We start from the raw sequence: 17,004 nt of genomic DNA on the forward strand, positions 1-17,004 counted from the left end.
TCTCAAATAGAGAAACTATTTCCCGCTTGAATTCCTCAGAATACTTACGAGTTTTTCTAATTAGCCTCAAATTTACTCTCATAGTTCATTTCAATTTGTGGTCAACCTATTTCAGGGACGGACACTATTGGCGGTATAGGATTTAAAGAATTATATAATCGGTCGAAGCATGCTTCGACCCTACAGTTATGGTGGTTTGGAACAATAAAATCACGATTGTTTGTAGGGGCGATGCATGCATCGCCCGCGATAAAAACGCCTACCCATTCTTTTTCGAATTTAATATCTAACAGCGCAGCGGTCTCACATCTAACAGCGAAGCGGTCTAACTACTAAATACTAAAAAAGCCGCAATCTGCGGCTTTTTTAATTTATCGTGAATAACGAAACTGCTGTTTATCCATCATTCCCATTTGCGATTTCATGAGTTTGATTTGTTCTTCCAGCAATTTGTTTTTATCTGCTTTCTTAGCTTCGGAAAGAAGTTTTTCTGCTTCGCGTTTATTGCGTTTTGCCATGGCGATACCTGCAAGGCTTAATTTTGCTAGGGCAACGCTGTGGTCCATGTGTAGACCTAAGGTCAATGCTTTCTTAAAGAATTTCTCCGATTGAAGAGGTGCACGCTGCGATTCGATTAATCCCAATAACATGTGGTAATAGCCATGCTGTGCCGGAATCAATTCGGTCTCGTAGTTGTTGATTTTCTTTAACCAGATTTCCGCTTTATCCATGCGTTCTTTACGTAAGAACCATTGCGCAAGCAACATCTTCTCATTAAAGAAAACAGTTACCCATGCTAATAAGGTAATCAGGATAGCTAAGATTCCCCATCCCCAGTGACCAAACCAGAACAAAGCTACCGTTCCCACGATCAACAAACTACATATGATAATTCGAACTAAATTTGACATAATTATTCTTAATACTGTAAGTTTGCAAATATCCGTTAATTTAGCGTGTTATACAACTTGTTTGGGGTGAAATAATGTAAAATTTGTTGAGCAGTATGTCTGATCGTTTTGATTCCAGTTGGGATAACATCCTAAAACCCATGTTTCAGTCGGATGAAATGAAAAAGTTGTCGGCTTTCGTGCAGCAGGAACGTGAAGCCGGACTGGTATTTCCACCCAATGATTTCGTCTTCAATGCTTTCCATTTGACGCCATTGTCACAAGTAAAGGTGGTTATCTTAGGTCAGGATCCTTACCACAACGATGGGCAAGCACATGGTCTATCTTTTTCTGTTCCAGCAGGTATTGCCATCCCACCATCCCTACAAAACATTTATAAGGAACTCCAAAATGATATTCCCGATTTTCAAATCCCGAACCATGGTGATTTGACGAAATGGGCTAAACAAGGCGTGCTATTACTCAATGCCATTCTAACCGTTCGGGCTCATGAAGCCGGATCTCATCGGAAGAAAGGCTGGGAGAAATTTACCGACTCGATTATACGTGCCATCTCTGAACAGCAAGAACATGTGGTATTTATACTATGGGGAGGCTATGCCATTAAAAAAGCAGCATTAATCGACCAAAGCAAACATCTCGTCCTAACTTCCGTACATCCATCTCCATTATCCGTCTATCGTGGATTCTTTGGTTCTAAACATTTCTCGAAAACAAATGAATATCTCCAGGCTTCTGGAAAGACGCCGATTGATTGGCAAGTTTAAGCGTAACGCTCTTGTAGGTTTTTGTATTTGTAATCCTCTAAAGGAAGGATCTCCACATGCTTAATTTTTATTTTCTTACCAGCTTGTAGGATATGCGTGAATAGTAAGTGGCTATCATAGGTAATATCCCAGTCGGAAGAGAAATCGATAGCTTCGCTAGCTTCTCCTAGAACAACATATTCCAAGTGTCCATTGCTGGTGTAGCGGCTAATTTCAATTTGGCTATCTGTACGTTCATGCAAAAAGTACCAAGCGCCATCTCCTACACCACCAAGATATTTTGCCATCTTCGGTACGGATATCGGCTTGGATGCAAACTTGACTGCACCTATGATAATGTCGTTTGGCAATAGGGAGGCTTTCCTGCGAAACACATTGTCCCCCAGTTGTTTTACCAAAAAGAAGAACGATTGAATACGGTTCATCTTGAATGTCTTAATGCCTTCTTCTGGACTAAATGAGTTTACCTCTCGTAATTTGTTAACATTAACGATATTACTAATCGGGCTAGCCTTAATTGTCTCTGGTATATTAATGCTATGCCAGTAATGGTATCTTGAGGAAGATTTCATCAGCATTCGGGTAATAAAGCGAGAGCAATTGTTGTTGTTTCGTGCAACAGCACCATAGGGGTAAGTACCTTGTAAAACGCAGGCGTCCCCATATGCCTTGGCAGATTCAAAATTTATATCTTCAGCAATATTGAAAAACAACCTCCCTTCACCGTACATAGCGGGTTTCATCGCTTCGAAGTGATCCAAAATCTCCGGTAGATTGCTGATTTTGTTGTCTTGGAAAATAGCTTTAACCCCAATGCTCAATCGAGGGTCAGAATCTTTGGAACGTGCGCGACCGTAGCCTCTTGGGGTGATGTAGCGACCGAAATCATAGAAGTACATCTCACCGGTTGCCCGTTTTACCAAAACAACACCAGTATGGCCAACTTTGAAGTTCAAATTTTTGACAATACCGATCTGTTTGAAAAACATCATCCATTTTTCATCTCCACGTATAGTGGCATCAGGCCATGTTAATATGATCGCTAAATCCTCGAAGGCCATTTTTAATTAGTATTCCAATGGAACAATTGGTTCTTTCTTGCTCGTAGACATAATCATCATGGTTTGGAAAGTCTTCACAAAAGGAATTTTGGAAATCTTCTCCATGATAACCGCCTCATATGCTTTGATATCCTTCACGTATACTTTCAACATGAAATCGCAGTTTCCAGTTACGTGGTGACATTCGGTAACTTCAGGTATCGCTCGAACAGCCTCAACAAATTCAGGAATAGCATTGTGCGTATGGAAGTCCAAGGAAATCTGTATGAACGATTTGATGCCCAAACCTAATTTTTCCTCGTCAACAAAGGCATGATAGCTTTTGATGAAACCGGAGTTCTCCAGTTTGCGAACGCGTTCCAATGTCGGAGCGGGAGAAAGACCAATATTGGTAGCAAGCTGCAAGTTCGTTATACGACCATTCTCCTGAAGCAATTTTAAAATCTTTAAATCCGTTTTATCTGGTTGGTACATCATAGGGTTTCCAATAAAAATAAAGAAATATAAATATACAAAATTTAATTTGGTATTGTCGAAACAATTAGGCCTTTTAGTCTGATATTTAGCAGATTTTAGGTTGCCTCCAACTATTTTAACAACCTGTTTTCCTAATAGAAAAATAAATGTTTCTAACCTTGTGTTGGTGTTGATTGATGATTTGTGGCGGTTACTTTCGTTGGGTCTAGGATTGGATTCCTTGAAAGGAAATTTATTGAAGCAAAACTTGTGACATATTTCTTCGATGCTATTTTCAAGTTAGCATGTTTTGAATGTGCATAATTTGTAAAAATTAATCTGCTGAAACTGCTTTTGATGTGTCCTGTTAATTCCATATATCCCTACATATTGGAAGGTATTTGACTTGTATTGAGTTCGAGACTCTAAGGGGATTTCTTAGGATCTGATAGGGATCTCCTTCGGAACTCGTTCGGTCGGAACCGAACGAGTTCCGAAGGAGATCCGAACAAGTTCCGAAGGAGATCCGTTAGAGTCTCGAATCCAACCCCTAGCAAACCCCTGCCAAACCCCTAGGAAAGACGATTAGATATCAGACAAAAGACAACAGAAAATGGAAGGGAAAATTAGTAGAAAGGGAAAAGGAGACCGCTACGCTAGTAGATGATAGACAAAAGACAATAGACCTTGTGTCTTATATCTATCGTCTATTGTCTGTTGTCTCACATCTGTTGTCTAAAATTAAATTAAACGGGCGGACATTCCGTTCGTTATCGTCAAGGATAAACCCTTTCCTCAAACTCACTCAGTACCGCCCCTACCTAGTGCGCTATCTAGAAAGCTTGTTACTAACACTTTAATAGCCGCCCAGCGTAGGGGCAGCACTGAGCGCCGCGGAATGTCTGCCCGATTTAAAAATAGTTATGAGACCGCTACGCTATTAGATATTAGACAACAGATAGCAGACAAAGGGTGCTTCGACCCTACAGTTATTACGGCTAGAAGTAATAAAATCACGATTGTTTGTAGTGGCGATGCATGCATCGCCCGCCATCAAGTATATCAAAGTCTTTAATCTGTTGTCTCACATCTGTTGTCTCACATCTGTTGTCTTCTCTATCGTCTCTCTATGCTTCAAATCATATTTTGTAGCTGCTGAAATCAATTACAGCTGAGAATAAGCGGGTTTTAGATAGCTTTGGGTTATAAATAATATCTATCGATATAATTAATATCTATGACAATCATGTGATTGTCATAATATAATCGTTCTAAATAGGCTTAATGCGCATGGAAATGACTTTTGTCATTTTTTTTCTCAAAAACTGTGTCAAGATAACACAAACATGGTCTTTTATTGCATTATAAAACGTAACTTTGCAATTCAAATGACTAAGTAAAAAAGTCTAAATTAAAGTGAAAGCGAAATGAGCAGCAAAGACGACGATTTATTAAAAGAGTTAGAGCTCGAAGAATATAAGTACGGTTTTACGACGGATATCGAGATGGACATTGCGCCTAAAGGGCTCAGTGAAGATACCGTTCGTATGATTTCACAGAAGAAGAACGAACCGGAATGGTTACTGGAGTGGCGATTAAAGGCGTTTCGTCATTTCCAAACGATGACCATGCCTACATGGCAGAACTTCGAGAACCCTGATGTAGATTTTCAGGATATCTCTTACTATGCAGCACCGAAACCAAAGAAGCAATTAGCAAGTATGGACGAGGTGGATCCGGAGTTAATATCCACATTTGAGAAGTTGGGTATTCCTTTGGATGAACAAAAGATTTTAGCAGGGGTAGTAGCGGTCGATGCGGTATTTGATTCCGTGTCGGTAAAGACTACTTTCCGTGAGAAACTGAAAGAACAAGGTGTTATTTTCTGTTCTTTCGGGGAGGCCGTTCAGGAACACCCTGAATTGGTTAAAGAATACTTAGGAACAGTGGTTCCTCAAACGGACAACATTTATGCGGCATTGAATTCAGCGGTATTTTCCGATGGTTCATTCGTGTATATCCCTAAAGGGGTGCACTGTCCGATGGAGCTTTCCACTTATTTCCGTATCAATGCCGAAAACACCGGGCAATTTGAGCGTACCTTGATCATCGCTGATGAAGACGCTTATGTTTCTTACCTAGAGGGCTGTACAGCACCAATGCGTGATGAGAATCAATTGCACGCAGCAGTGGTAGAATTGATCGCCATGCGTAATGCAGAGATTAAATATTCTACCGTGCAGAACTGGTATCCGGGAGATAAAGACGGTAAAGGTGGTATCTACAACTTTGTAACTAAACGTGGAATCTGTAAAGGTGATCACTCCAAGATTTCTTGGACACAAGTAGAGACTGGTTCAGCCATTACTTGGAAGTATCCGGGCGTAATCCTAAAAGGTGACCATTCGGTAGGGGAGTTCTACTCCGTAGCGATGACTCGTAACAGACAGGTTGCTGATACTGGTACAAAAATGATTCACTTAGGAAAGAACACCCGTTCAAAAATTATTTCTAAGGGTATCTCTGCTGGATTAAGTCATAACTCTTACCGTGGTTTGGTTAAGATTGGTCCGAATGCAGATAATTCGAGAAACTTTACACAATGTGATAGCTTGTTGATTGGCGATCGTTGTGGAGCACACACTTTCCCATACATTGAGAGCAAAAACAAAACGGCAAAACTGGAGCATGAGGCTACAACGTCGAAGATTGGCGAGGACCAAGTGTTTTATTTGAACCAACGTGGTATCGACTCCGAGAAAGCAGTAGGCTTGATCGTGAATGGTTACGCGAAAGAAGTGTTGAATCAGCTTCCTATGGAGTTTGCTGTAGAGGCACAGAAATTATTGGCGATTTCATTAGAAGGGTCAGTAGGATAATTAAAGTAAATGCAATGATATTGGCCCATGCGAATGGCCCCAATTAATACCCAAAATAAAGATATGTTAAGCATAAAGAATTTGCATGCGTCCATCGAGGACAAACAAATTTTAAAAGGATTAAACTTAGAAGTTAAAGCAGGAGAGGTTCATGCCATCATGGGTCCTAACGGTGCTGGAAAAAGTACTTTAGGAAATGTCTTGGCGGGACGTGACAGCTATGAAGTGACTGAAGGAACAGCTACTTTGGATGGAGTGGATTTATTGGACATGGCTCCAGAAGATCGTGCTCGCGAAGGTTTGTTTTTAGCCTTCCAATATCCGGTAGAAATTCCTGGAGTTTCTAATATCAACTTCTTGAGAACCGCGGTAAACGATATCCGTGAATATAAAGGTCTTCCTCCAATGGAAGCAAAAGAGTTTTTACAAACGGTAAAAGAAAAACAAAAATTAGTGGAATTCTCTGCAAACCTAGCGAACCGTTCATTGAATGAAGGTTTCTCAGGTGGTGAGAAAAAACGTAACGAGATTTTCCAATTGGCGATGTTAAATCCGAAATTATCGATTTTGGATGAGACAGATTCAGGTTTGGATATTGATGCATTACGTATCGTGGCAAATGGTGTTAACCAATTGCGTTCGAAAGACAATGCATTTATCGTGATTACACACTACCAACGTTTGTTGGATTACATCGTTCCAGATTTCGTGCATGTACTGCATAACGGTCGTATCGTGAAATCAGGACCGAAAGAATTAGCATTAGAATTAGAAGAAAAAGGTTACGATTGGTTAAAAGAATTAGATGCGCAGGATGCCTAATCGTTAATAGAAAGAGGTAATGAGCGGATTGACAACAAATAACATGAGTACATTAGTAGCAAACTCCTTATTCCAACAATTGACAGGTACTTTTCAAGAGTTGGAGACGAGTAACGATACTGCCGAGGTGACAGCCTTGAGACAGGAAGCGTTTGCCCGTTTTCAAGAATTGGGATTCCCGACTGTGAAGAATGAGGATTGGAAATATACCAATATCCAACCTTTGGTTAACAAGACTTACTTGTTGAACGAAGATGTGGATGTTGCTGATATCGACCTTAGTCAGGCTGATATCCCGAACTTAGATGCCCATCAGATCGTTTTGATCAATGGTCAGTATGTTTTGGCTTTCGCATCTTTGGAAGATGAAATCGGTTTGACCGTGAAATCTATCGAAGAGGCACAGGAAGAGCCTAACTTTATCAAGCATTTTGCAAAACATGCCGATAAAACGGGGTCCTCAACTGTTGCCTTGAATACCGCATTACATACTTCAGGTATCTATTTATCGGTAGCAAAGAATAAAGTGGTTTCTAAACCCATCCATATTGTTCATGTAGCAACTGGAGGTCAAGATTTCTTTGCGCAAACTAGAAATCTATTTGTTTTAGAACCAAATGCGGAGGCTGAGATTATTGAAAGCTTTATCGCTTTGGATGGTACAGCCAAAAACTTGAACAATAAGGTGACGGAAATTGTGACAGAAGAGAATGCCAAATTGCAGCATTATTACTTGCAGTTGGCTACTGAAAACAGTCACTACATTAACCATATTGAGGTTTACCAAACAAAACATAGTTTATACAATAACTATAACTGTAATTTCCCGGGTGTATCTTTTGTCCGCAACGACATTAATGTACGCTTAGATGATCAAGAGGTTGAATCGCATTTATACGGTATCAACTTATTGGCAGGAAAGCAGTTTGTAGATAACCATACTGTCGTAGATCACATGAAACCACATTGTGAATCTTACGAATGGTATAAAAACATCCCACAGGACGAGTCTACTGCGGTATTTAACGGAAAGATCTTTGTGCGTGAAGATGCACAGAAGACCAATGCCTTCCAACAGAACAACAACATGTTGATCGGTGATAAGGCTACTGTTTTTACAAAACCACAGTTAGAGATCTTTGCTGATGACGTTAAATGTTCGCATGGATGTACCATGGGTCAATTTGACGATGAGGCATTGTTCTACCTTCGCGCAAGAGGTATTGGCGAAGAAAGTGCAAGAATCCTGTTGGTGCATGCCTTTGCATTTGATGTGACATCCCGTTTCTCCAATGAGGCCGTTAGGACTTTTGTGGAAGACCGTGTTGCAAAGGGTTTAGATCGAAATTAGTAGTGTAGTTTTAGTAATAAGGCGTCTTGGCAATTTTGGCTAAGACGCTTTTTTTGTTTCTAGCGTTCTGCATTTAACTGTATATAAAAATTTGCAGTTCTGAGATAAACTCTTATTTTTGAGACATGAGCCTTTTTAATTATACAACGTACAACTTCAGACCTTGGGTTTGGTAAAGCCTTTTTAGGTTGTCAGAAGTTATTTATTGAATGTTACTCCTCGGTGGAGTTGTATAATTATACCCTTATATTTCATGGAAAAGAAGAATTGGTTTAGGACCTATTTATTTATATGGTTTGGGCAGTTTGTGTCCTTATTGAGTAGCTCGGCGGTTAACTTTGCATTGATCATTTGGTTGAGCTTAGAATTTAAGTCAGCAGAGATATTAGCTTACTCTGCAATTGCCGGTTTATTGCCTCAGGCCATTATTGGCCCATTTGCCGGCGTTTATATTGATCGCTGGGATCGGAAGAAGATTATGATCTTCGCCGATGGATTTATTGCGATCTGTACCATCTTAATGACGATTGCACTTCGAGATGGACATGTTCAGCTCAGCTTGGTATACCTATTGATGGCTTGTCGATCTGTTGGTTCGGCATTCCATAGTCCGGCTATGCAAGCGATAGCACCTTTAATTGTTCCAGAAGACAAGCTTTTGCGGGTTTCTGGTATCAATCAGATGTTACAATCGGTGAGCAGCATAGCAGGTCCAGCTTTAGGGACTTTGGCAATAGCTAACTTTCCAATCAACCAAGTGCTTTATTTGGATGTTATCGGTGCTGTGTTTGCCATTACTTCCTTGTTATTTATTAGTATACCACATGTGAAGACGCAAGTCTCCGGTTCTATACATCAGGTATGGGTGGACTTGAAGTTGGGAATGGCTGCTATTTACAAGAACAAGGGCTTAGCGTGGATGTTCCTATATTCTGTAATTGCAACGGTTGGTATTATGCCGGTAGCCATTATGTTCCCCTTGTTGACCATCGATCATTTTGGAGGAAAAGAATTTGAGATGAGTGTTATTGAAGTGATCTGGGGTGTAGGAATGTTAGTCGGAGGATCGATACTATCGGTTTTTAAAATCTCCTTGAGGAAAGTATTGCTTATTAATTCCATGCATATTTTGTTGGGTTTAAGCTTTGTGTTCTCCGGTATATTGAGTCCTAGCTTATTTTGGGTGTTTGTTGGCCTGACGGGTTTTGGCGGAATGGCCATGTCCATCTTCTCAGCAGCATTTATGACGACTATTCAAGAAGAAGTCGCACCAGAGATGCTTGGAAGGGTGTTTTCCCTTTACTTTAGTTTTGCCATTATCCCTAGTTTGATCGGATTGCTATTCGCAGGGAATATTGCCGATTATATCGGTGTAGCAAATGCCTTTGTGATTTCTGGCTTTATTGTGATTGCTATTGGTCTGGCGTCCTTCTTTACTCCTTCTTTGATGGCATTAGGGATTCGGACAGAAGATGGGGAGTAGGGGGGAGATATGAGAATAGATTTCAGACAACAGATATAAGACATTAAAGGATGGCTGTTTTTCAATTCCCAACTCAGAGCGAAGCGAAGAGTCTCTGTACAGCCCCTAAGATCACGTCATCCCACATCGTTGATGTGGGAACTTTAAACTATATAGGTTTTTAGGGGATTTTTATTTTTATTTATTCGGTCGAAGCATGCTTCGACCCTACGGTTATGGTGGTTAGGAATTTTAAAATCACGATTGTTTGTAGGGGCGATGCAGGCATCGTCCGTTTCCAAAATTCAATATCTAATATATTAACTGTTTCTGATTAGCATGGTTTGAGGTTCTTTCGGCAAGCCTCAAGATGACGCGGTCGTGGGGGTGTATAGATGAGACTCTTCACTTCGTTCTGAGTTGAAAGTGGCAGGATTATTATCCCGCCAATGGGTCTATCTAATAAATATTGGGCACTAAATACCTTTTTATTCCTTTACGAGAACGAACGGAACATCCGCCCGTTTATTATTTATTGGAATTCACTTCGGTTTGATTTAACAGATATCTATACAGCTTGCTTTTTTGTATAATCTATGACTTGGATATCCGGATTAATTTCAAGTAATGCTTGAACCATCTCTTCGTTGTTTTCTGGAGTAATGTAGCTTTTTTCGAAACGACTATGGATGGTTATCCCATTTTCTCCTGTTGCTATAAATCTTCCGAAATATTTGGTTTTACCTACTTCTAACTTTTTAATATTTGTAATATTGATCACATCAGAAAAGGTAAGAATTTTCCATTTTAATAGGTTGCCTTCAATTATAAATCTGGATTTGTGAAACATGAGTAAGGTTCTGCCATATGCTATTGAGACAAGTACAATACTAATAAATAATATTTCTCCCAAAGAATTGCCTTGAATAATAAAGAGAATGATAAGAAGGATGATAAATAAAAGATCCTGTTTAAATAATAGGAAATCCCTTTTTTGGTTGAATTGGCGCATACTCTAAAATAAGAAAAGCTTTCTGATTTCAGAAAGCTTTTTTTTGAGCGAAAGACGAGATTCGAACTCGCGACCCCAACCTTGGCAAGGTTGTGCTCTACCAACTGAGCTACTTTCGCTTGAAGTGCTACAAAAATACAACAAAAGAGTATTCTTGTCAATTATTTCTCTAAATAATTCTCCTTATTTGAGCTGAGAATTGGTTTCTAGCGCTTTATAGCATCGATACAGTTCATGCCATCAATAGCCGCGGAGACAATTCCTCCAGCATAACCTGCACCTTCAGCACAAGGGTAGAGGCCTTCTATCTGCGGATGTTGCAATGTATCTTTATCTCTTGGAATTCGTATAGGTGAAGATGTACGTGATTCTACACCAACCAAGATAGCCTCATTGGTATAATAACCTTTCATCTTACGGCCAAAAATAGGCAAGGCTCCTTGTAATGCCCGATGTACAAAATCAGGTAATACTTCCTGAAGCGCAACTGATCTAGTTCCAGGTTTATATGAATTGATAGGGAGATCATTGGAGACCTTGTTTTGTACAAAATCGACCATACGCTGTGCAGGTGCAACTAAATTTCCACCTCCATAAATAAAAGCTTGCTGTTCTACCTGCCTTTGGAATTCCAGTAAGGCAAAAGGATCTTCTGCAGCATTCGGGATATCATCCAAATTGATTTGTATGACAGTTCCGGAGTTGGCATGAGGGTTATTTCGTTTGGATGGAGACCATCCATTCACGACAATTTCATTCTGCTCTGTAGCACAAGGGGCAATAATTCCCCCTGGACACATACAAAAGGAGAATACGCCACGACCATCGACCTGTTCCACCAAGCTGTAGTATGCAGGAGGAAGGTTTTCAGGTCTTATGCTACAATGGTATTGCGCTTGGTCAATAAGTTCCTGTGGATGCTCTATTCGTACGCCTAATGCGAAAGGTTTAGCTTCTAGTAACCATCCCTTTTGACGGAAAAGTTCAAATATATCTCTTGCGGAGTGACCAGTGGCCACTACGACATGTTTGGCTTTTAGGGTTTCACCGGCCTCTGTTAATACGCCTTCTACTTTGCCGAAGTTGGCAATAATATCGACTACCTTACAATCAAATTGTACCTCACCACCGTATTCAATGATTCGTTCGCGGATACTTTCAATGATATGAGGTAACTTATTTGTGCCAATATGCGGACGAGCATCGACCAGGATATCATCTGGTGCGCCATGTTCAACAAATATGCTTAGAACTTCATGAACATCACCACGTTTATTGGATCGGGTATATAGTTTTCCATCTGAATAGGTTCCTGCACCTCCTTCACCATAACAATAATTGGATTCAGGGTTAACAAAACCCTCCCGATTGATCTTGGCTAAATCCCTACGACGATCCTGTACCTTTTTGCCACGTTCAATAACGATGGGCTTTAGACCACGTTGTAGACATTTATAGGCAGCAAACAGTCCTGCAGGTCCAGCACCAATAATAATGACAGGCTCGGCATCTTGAACATGTTGTAATGGAATATGGAACTCTGGTAAAACGACAGGTTCATCGATAAAATAGACCACTCGCATTCGAAACAAGACCTGCTGGCCTCTGGCATCGATAGATCTTTTACGGATATGAAATCCTGAAATACGGTTAAGGGGGATACGGAGTTTCTTTGCGCCTTCCTGAAGAATACGATTATCGTCCTGAATAGCCTCAGGAATTAGGGCAATTTCAATTTCTTTTTGCATATGAAATGTTGGGGTTTTATCCCAAAAACAAAGCAAAAGTAGCAAATCCTGCCATTATTTCACGTTTTTTTGCATTTGGTATATGCTTTGATATGATAATTTTATAAAAACAATTTCTTAATTTTAAAGAATACAAGTAAAACATTACACATGAAAAGATTATTAATTGCCTTAGTAGGTTTATTCACAGCACTATCATTCAGTTCTTGTGGTTACAACACCATGGTTACCAAAGACGAGAATGTAAAGGGGAAATGGGCACAGGTGGAAAACGCCTACCAGCGTAGAGCAGACCTTATCCCGAATTTAGTAAATACGGTTAAAGGTGCCGCGCAACACGAGGAGGGAACATTGACCGCTGTAACAGAAGCACGTGCGAAAGCAACATCTGTAACAGTAGATCCATCTAACTTGTCGGAAGAAGCAATTGCGAATTATCAGCAGACTCAAGATGCCTTATCGCAATCTATCGGTCGTCTTTTAGTGAGTGTAGAAGCTTATCCTGATTTGAAAGCAAACTCTAACTTTCAAGAGTTGCAAGCGCAATTGGAAGGTACAGAGAATCGTATCTCTGTAGAACGTAGAGCTTATAATGAGGCTGTACAAGATTATAATACAACGGTGCGTTCATTCCCGAACAACATTATGGCAGGTATCTTCGGCTTTAAGTCTAAAGGTACATTTAAAGCTACAGAAGGTTCGGACAAAGCACCTACGGTACAGTTTTAATGAATTTATATTTTTAGAAAGATTTAAAAAGATGAATGTCGTTGATTTGCTTATCGGCATTCATCTTTTCTGTTTTCAACCTTATGGAGATATTCAATCAAGAGGAACAAGAGAAGGTCGTTCAGGCGATTAGCTTGGCGGAGAACCGTACTTCGGGGGAGATCCGCTTGGTCGTAGAGCGCCATTTGAATGGTAAAGAAGCCTATGAACAGGCTAAATCTTTTTTTGAGAAATTAAAGATGCACCATACAGCACAGCGCAATGGGGTATTGATCTACTTAGCAACTGATGATCATCAATTTGCAATCATTGGGGATATAGGTATAGATCAGAAAGTGCCAACGGATTTTTGGGAGTCAACCAAGGATGCGATGTTGGTACATTTTAGGAGTGGAGATTATGTGAGTGGCCTTATTGAAGGCATAGATCAGGCAGGTTTACAGTTGGCAACCTACTTCCCGAGAAGAGAAGATGATGTCAATGAACTGCCGAATGATATTTATTTTGGTTAATGCGATACCTTATGTATAAGAAAACTCGTTTAGTGAGTACGTCTATAAAATTATTTTTTACTTTCCTTGTCGGTCTGGTTTTTAGTATCCAAGCTTTTGCACAGGATTTTCCACCGGCACCCAATGCCTTGGTAAGTGACTTTACCAATACCTTAAGTGCCAGTCAAAAACAAGCCCTAGAGCAAAAGTTATTAGCTTTTGAGGACTCTACCTCCAATCAGATAGCGGTAGTGGTGATGAGCAGTACAGGGGATTACGATATTGCCGATTATGGCGATCGTCTAGCTCAGAAATGGGGTGTGGGTAATAAGAAATACAACAATGGTGTACTCTTATTAGTGGCGATCAATGATCGTGCAGTAACAATTCGTACAGGTTATGGTATGGAAGGAGCAATTCCTGACATTATTGCCTATAGGATTATAGAAAATGAAATAAAACCTGCCTTTAGACAAGGCGATTATTATAGTGGATTAGAGAATGGAGTGAATGCCTTGATTTCCTATTCCAAAGGGGAATATAAGGCAGATCCAAAAGAATCTTACTCTACTGAAGGTGGAGGGGGAATTCCGATCATCTTTATCGTCATCGTTGTTTTTGTGGTAATTGCGCTTATATCTAAACGTGGTGGCGGAAATAATGGTGGTGGTCGTGTAATGGGAGGTAGAGGTTCATCTGATTTATTCTGGTGGACTTTGCTGAATTCACTTGGACGTGGCGGTGATGACAATGATGGTGGTGGCTTCGGTGGCGGCTTTGGCGGCGGCGGCGGTGGTGGCTTCGGTGGATTTGGTGGTGGTGGCTTCGGTGGCGGTGGTGCCAGCGGAAGATGGTAATATTTGGAATGATACATGCAATAACAATATAAATTTAAAATAAGAACAATGAAAAAGGTGATTTTAAGTGCAATGTTGGCAGTGCCTGCATTGCTATTTGCTCAAGAGGATTTTACGCTTAAGGGAAATATTAAGAATGTCGATGCGCCAGCAAAGATTTTTATCATGTATAGTGATGCCGGACAACGTCATGTGGATTCAGTGAATGTAGTAAAAGGTGCTTTCACATATAGTGGGATTGTTGCTGAGCCTACAGAGGCACAGTTAATTTTGTCTCCTGAAGGAAAGGGTCTACGTCAATTGAAAAGTCCAGAAGTAAGTTCTGTTTATTTGTCTAAAGGTGTCATCAACATCACTGGAGATGCTTTACGCACAGCGACTTTAAGTGGTAATGAAATCAATAAAGATTATTCCGCTTATAAAAAGTCGTTAAGTGAAGTTACAGCAGGTTTTGCAGCTATTAATGCAGAATATACAGCAGCGACTCCAGAGATACAACAGAGTGATGAATTCATGGCTGGTTTACAAGCGAAAGCTGGAAAATTATATGATAAGCAAGAAGAGATCAATGAAGCTTATGTTAAAAATAACCCGAACAGCTATGTTGCTTTAGGTCTTTTAGCAAATATGGTTTCTGCTGATAACTTAAATACCTTGATTATTCCTGCATTTGATAAATTGTCAGCTCCATTAAAAGCATCCAGCAAAGGAAAGGCTTTACAAGAGAAGATCGACAGAATTAAAACTGTTGCAGTAGGAGCAATGGCTCCTGAGATTTCATTGCCTGATACTGCAGGTAATGTGGTGAAATTATCTTCATTGCGTGGTAAATACGTATTAATCGATTTCTGGGCTAGCTGGTGTGGTCCTTGTCGTCACGAGAACCCAAATGTAGTGGCAGCATTCAACAAATATAAAGACAAAAACTTTACTGTTTATGGCGTATCATTAGACCAACCGAATGGTAAAGCAGCTTGGATGCAAGCGATCAAAGAAGATAAATTAGAGCAATGGCCTCATGTATCTGATTTGAAATTCTGGCAGTCTGAGGTAGTGAAATTATACGCTATCGAAGGTATTCCACAGAACTTCTTATTGGATCCTCAAGGAAAGATCATTGCATCAAATCTTCGCGGTGAAGCATTAGAAGCTAAATTAGCTGAGGTGTTGAAGTAAGAAAATTGAGAGTTTTTTTAATTTATAAGGCCGGATAAAATGCTGTTTTATCCGGCCTTTTATTTATTTTTAATGGTATTGATAATATGTCTCAGCAAGTAGCGAGCTTTTTAAGCAATTTGATTAATTCAAACCTCTAATTATGATGAAGATCCGAAATTTATTTTTACTGTTTTTCATTTTCCAAATCCTACAGGTATCCGCACAAGACCGTGTTGTTAATTTTAATCAGCAATATGTAAATAGCAATAATAACAAGGTTAACATTGAAGTGAATGAGGTTCAGGAGCTCACTTATATCATGATGGCCATTACAGATTATGGAAGGAAAGATTCAAATATGGTGGATTTTAATACGGATTATTACCACTCAGTAATAGAAAAATTTTCTCCTTATAAGGATCATGAAGCCATAAAAACATTTAATTCCCTTTTAGAAAAAAGCTTAATCTATTATATTCTTATCTCTTCAAATGCTTATGGGTTTGAATTTACTGGAGATTCATTAGCAAGAACAAATGTATATACATTCCCAGCACAGGGTGTTGGAACAATCGAAATTCAGGAGGATCCAATATGGCAGTTTAAGGATCAAATTGAAGATTTTGCTAAAACATCAGGATTTAGAGGATTCTATAATAACAATATGCCCTATTATGAAAAATTGAAATCGGATTATGTAAAATATGCTGCAATTTTCGAACAAAAAGAATGGTTGGAAGCTAAATTCGATTACAAAATCAATAGCTATAGGGTGTTGACCTCTCCATTAATTGGCGGTATAAATGCAACCAAAACTTTTGAAGATAATGGGTTTAAGGAAATGTTACTCTATTTACCAAGAATTAAACAAAGGCCAGTATGGAGCGATGAACTTAATAGGGCAATGAACAGTCGAGTAATTTTTACAGAAATTGACCATAACTATGTGGGGCCACTAAGTGCTCAGTATAAGGACAAAATTGATGCAATCTTTCATAGAAGAGATGTCTGGGTTGACTCAACAAATAAATCTACCAATCATTATCCGAACCCTATTAAGGTTTTTGATGAATACCTTACTTGGGGACTTTTTATTTTGTTTAATATGGATACTGAAAACAATAATGAGGCCCTTCTTAAAGAAGTTATAGCACATATTGATAGTAAGATGAAACAAAAGGGATTCCCTAAATCTAAGGAGTTCAATACGGAATTAGTTCGCTTGTATAAGCTAAATCCTAATGCTAAGATTAGTGAGCTTTATGATGATTTATTGAAATGGTCTGCTTCGCAATAAAAC

At 39.5% G+C, this 17,004-nt stretch carries 15 protein-coding genes and 1 tRNA gene; 10 read left to right on the forward strand and 6 right to left on the reverse strand.

Features of this window, described 5'->3' with window-relative positions; translation table 11 throughout:
* Positions 1–371 precede the first annotated feature (371 nt).
* Positions 372–911 carry a DUF2892 domain-containing protein gene (locus tag ACP6L2_RS07715; protein WP_440508687.1) on the reverse strand — a complete coding sequence of 180 codons (540 nt, stop codon included), beginning with the start codon at positions 909–911 and terminating at the stop codon, positions 372–374.
* 95 nt (positions 912–1,006) lie between these two features.
* On the opposite strand from ACP6L2_RS07715, the gene ung reads away from it, so the two are divergent.
* The gene (ung, locus tag ACP6L2_RS07720) at positions 1,007–1,678 is read left to right on the forward strand and encodes a uracil-DNA glycosylase (RefSeq protein ID WP_440508688.1); all 672 of its coding nucleotides are present in this window, start codon (positions 1,007–1,009) and stop codon (positions 1,676–1,678) included.
* On the opposite strand, the gene ACP6L2_RS07725 is transcribed toward ung, so the two are convergent.
* Positions 1,675–2,739, reverse strand: a complete 1,065-nt coding sequence (locus tag ACP6L2_RS07725; protein WP_440508689.1) for a DUF6695 family protein — start codon at positions 2,737–2,739, stop codon at positions 1,675–1,677. The genes ung and ACP6L2_RS07725 overlap by 4 nt on opposite strands.
* Positions 2,740–2,745: 6 nt before the next feature.
* Positions 2,746–3,216, reverse strand: coding sequence for an Lrp/AsnC family transcriptional regulator (locus ACP6L2_RS07730; protein ID WP_344673413.1), 471 nt, complete (start codon positions 3,214–3,216; stop codon positions 2,746–2,748).
* A 1,406-nt stretch (positions 3,217–4,622) separates the two neighbouring features.
* On the opposite strand from ACP6L2_RS07730, the gene sufB reads away from it, so the two are divergent.
* From sufB to ACP6L2_RS07750, 4 genes are all read left to right on the forward strand, one after another.
* On the forward strand, positions 4,623–6,074 hold the full coding sequence (gene sufB / locus ACP6L2_RS07735; RefSeq protein ID WP_344673412.1) for a Fe-S cluster assembly protein SufB: 1,452 nt from the start codon (positions 4,623–4,625) through the stop codon (positions 6,072–6,074).
* A 63-nt stretch (positions 6,075–6,137) separates the two neighbouring features.
* Positions 6,138–6,896 (forward strand): Fe-S cluster assembly ATPase SufC, encoded by a 759-nt coding sequence (gene sufC / locus ACP6L2_RS07740; protein WP_344673411.1) that lies wholly within the window; start codon positions 6,138–6,140, stop codon positions 6,894–6,896.
* A gap of 43 nt (positions 6,897–6,939) precedes the next feature.
* Positions 6,940–8,247, forward strand: coding sequence for a Fe-S cluster assembly protein SufD (sufD, locus tag ACP6L2_RS07745; RefSeq protein WP_440508690.1), 1,308 nt, complete (start codon positions 6,940–6,942; stop codon positions 8,245–8,247).
* A 253-nt stretch (positions 8,248–8,500) separates the two neighbouring features.
* The gene (locus tag ACP6L2_RS07750) at positions 8,501–9,730 is read left to right on the forward strand and encodes an MFS transporter (protein ID WP_440508691.1); all 1,230 of its coding nucleotides are present in this window, start codon (positions 8,501–8,503) and stop codon (positions 9,728–9,730) included.
* A 547-nt stretch (positions 9,731–10,277) separates the two neighbouring features.
* Here ACP6L2_RS07750 and ACP6L2_RS07755 read toward each other — a convergent pair.
* From ACP6L2_RS07755 to ACP6L2_RS07765, 3 genes are all read right to left on the reverse strand, one after another.
* Entirely contained in the window at positions 10,278–10,559 is a 282-nt protein-coding gene (locus ACP6L2_RS07755) for a PH domain-containing protein (RefSeq protein WP_440508692.1), read from the reverse strand.
* A 208-nt stretch (positions 10,560–10,767) separates the two neighbouring features.
* Positions 10,768–10,840 (reverse strand) — tRNA-Gly (locus ACP6L2_RS07760).
* Between the two features lie 87 nt (positions 10,841–10,927).
* Positions 10,928–12,469 carry an NAD(P)/FAD-dependent oxidoreductase gene (locus tag ACP6L2_RS07765; RefSeq protein WP_440508693.1) on the reverse strand — a complete coding sequence of 514 codons (1,542 nt, stop codon included), beginning with the start codon at positions 12,467–12,469 and terminating at the stop codon, positions 10,928–10,930.
* 150 nt (positions 12,470–12,619) lie between these two features.
* On the opposite strand from ACP6L2_RS07765, the gene ACP6L2_RS07770 reads away from it, so the two are divergent.
* From ACP6L2_RS07770 to ACP6L2_RS07790, 5 genes are all read left to right on the forward strand, one after another.
* On the forward strand, positions 12,620–13,198 hold the full coding sequence (locus ACP6L2_RS07770) for a LemA family protein (protein ID WP_440508694.1): 579 nt from the start codon (positions 12,620–12,622) through the stop codon (positions 13,196–13,198).
* 83 nt (positions 13,199–13,281) lie between these two features.
* A complete protein-coding gene (locus tag ACP6L2_RS07775) occupies positions 13,282–13,710 on the forward strand; it encodes a TPM domain-containing protein (RefSeq protein ID WP_440508695.1) in 429 nt (142 codons plus the stop codon).
* A gap of 11 nt (positions 13,711–13,721) precedes the next feature.
* The gene (locus ACP6L2_RS07780; RefSeq protein ID WP_440508696.1) at positions 13,722–14,546 is read left to right on the forward strand and encodes a TPM domain-containing protein; all 825 of its coding nucleotides are present in this window, start codon (positions 13,722–13,724) and stop codon (positions 14,544–14,546) included.
* 48 nt (positions 14,547–14,594) lie between these two features.
* Entirely contained in the window at positions 14,595–15,722 is a 1,128-nt protein-coding gene (locus ACP6L2_RS07785; protein ID WP_440508697.1) for a redoxin domain-containing protein, read from the forward strand.
* A 142-nt stretch (positions 15,723–15,864) separates the two neighbouring features.
* Entirely contained in the window at positions 15,865–17,001 is a 1,137-nt protein-coding gene (locus ACP6L2_RS07790) for a DUF4932 domain-containing protein (protein WP_440508698.1), read from the forward strand.
* Positions 17,002–17,004: the final 3 nt, after the last annotated feature.

Origin of the sequence: Sphingobacterium lactis (assembly GCF_051951495.1) — a bacterium.
GTDB classification, from domain to species: Bacteria; Bacteroidota; Bacteroidia; order Sphingobacteriales; family Sphingobacteriaceae; genus Sphingobacterium; species Sphingobacterium lactis_A.

Excerpts from the sequence above, each read along its gene's own strand:
- ACP6L2_RS07715 (WP_440508687.1), bottom strand. The coding sequence starts at position 911 with ATGTCAAATTTAGTTCGAATTATCATATGTAGTTTGTTGATCGTGGGA.
- ung (WP_440508688.1), top strand. The coding sequence starts at position 1,007 with ATGTCTGATCGTTTTGATTCCAGTTGGGATAACATCCTAAAACCCATG.
- ACP6L2_RS07725 (WP_440508689.1), bottom strand. The coding sequence starts at position 2,739 with ATGGCCTTCGAGGATTTAGCGATCATATTAACATGGCCTGATGCCACT.
- ACP6L2_RS07730 (WP_344673413.1), bottom strand. The coding sequence starts at position 3,216 with ATGATGTACCAACCAGATAAAACGGATTTAAAGATTTTAAAATTGCTT.
- sufB (WP_344673412.1), top strand. The coding sequence starts at position 4,623 with ATGAGCAGCAAAGACGACGATTTATTAAAAGAGTTAGAGCTCGAAGAA.
- sufC (WP_344673411.1), top strand. The coding sequence starts at position 6,138 with ATGTTAAGCATAAAGAATTTGCATGCGTCCATCGAGGACAAACAAATT.
- sufD (WP_440508690.1), top strand. The coding sequence starts at position 6,940 with ATGAGTACATTAGTAGCAAACTCCTTATTCCAACAATTGACAGGTACT.
- ACP6L2_RS07750 (WP_440508691.1), top strand. The coding sequence starts at position 8,501 with ATGGAAAAGAAGAATTGGTTTAGGACCTATTTATTTATATGGTTTGGG.
- ACP6L2_RS07755 (WP_440508692.1), bottom strand. The coding sequence starts at position 10,559 with ATGTTTCACAAATCCAGATTTATAATTGAAGGCAACCTATTAAAATGG.
- ACP6L2_RS07765 (WP_440508693.1), bottom strand. The coding sequence starts at position 12,469 with ATGCAAAAAGAAATTGAAATTGCCCTAATTCCTGAGGCTATTCAGGAC.
- ACP6L2_RS07770 (WP_440508694.1), top strand. The coding sequence starts at position 12,620 with ATGAAAAGATTATTAATTGCCTTAGTAGGTTTATTCACAGCACTATCA.
- ACP6L2_RS07775 (WP_440508695.1), top strand. The coding sequence starts at position 13,282 with ATGGAGATATTCAATCAAGAGGAACAAGAGAAGGTCGTTCAGGCGATT.
- ACP6L2_RS07780 (WP_440508696.1), top strand. The coding sequence starts at position 13,722 with ATGTATAAGAAAACTCGTTTAGTGAGTACGTCTATAAAATTATTTTTT.
- ACP6L2_RS07785 (WP_440508697.1), top strand. The coding sequence starts at position 14,595 with ATGAAAAAGGTGATTTTAAGTGCAATGTTGGCAGTGCCTGCATTGCTA.
- ACP6L2_RS07790 (WP_440508698.1), top strand. The coding sequence starts at position 15,865 with ATGATGAAGATCCGAAATTTATTTTTACTGTTTTTCATTTTCCAAATC.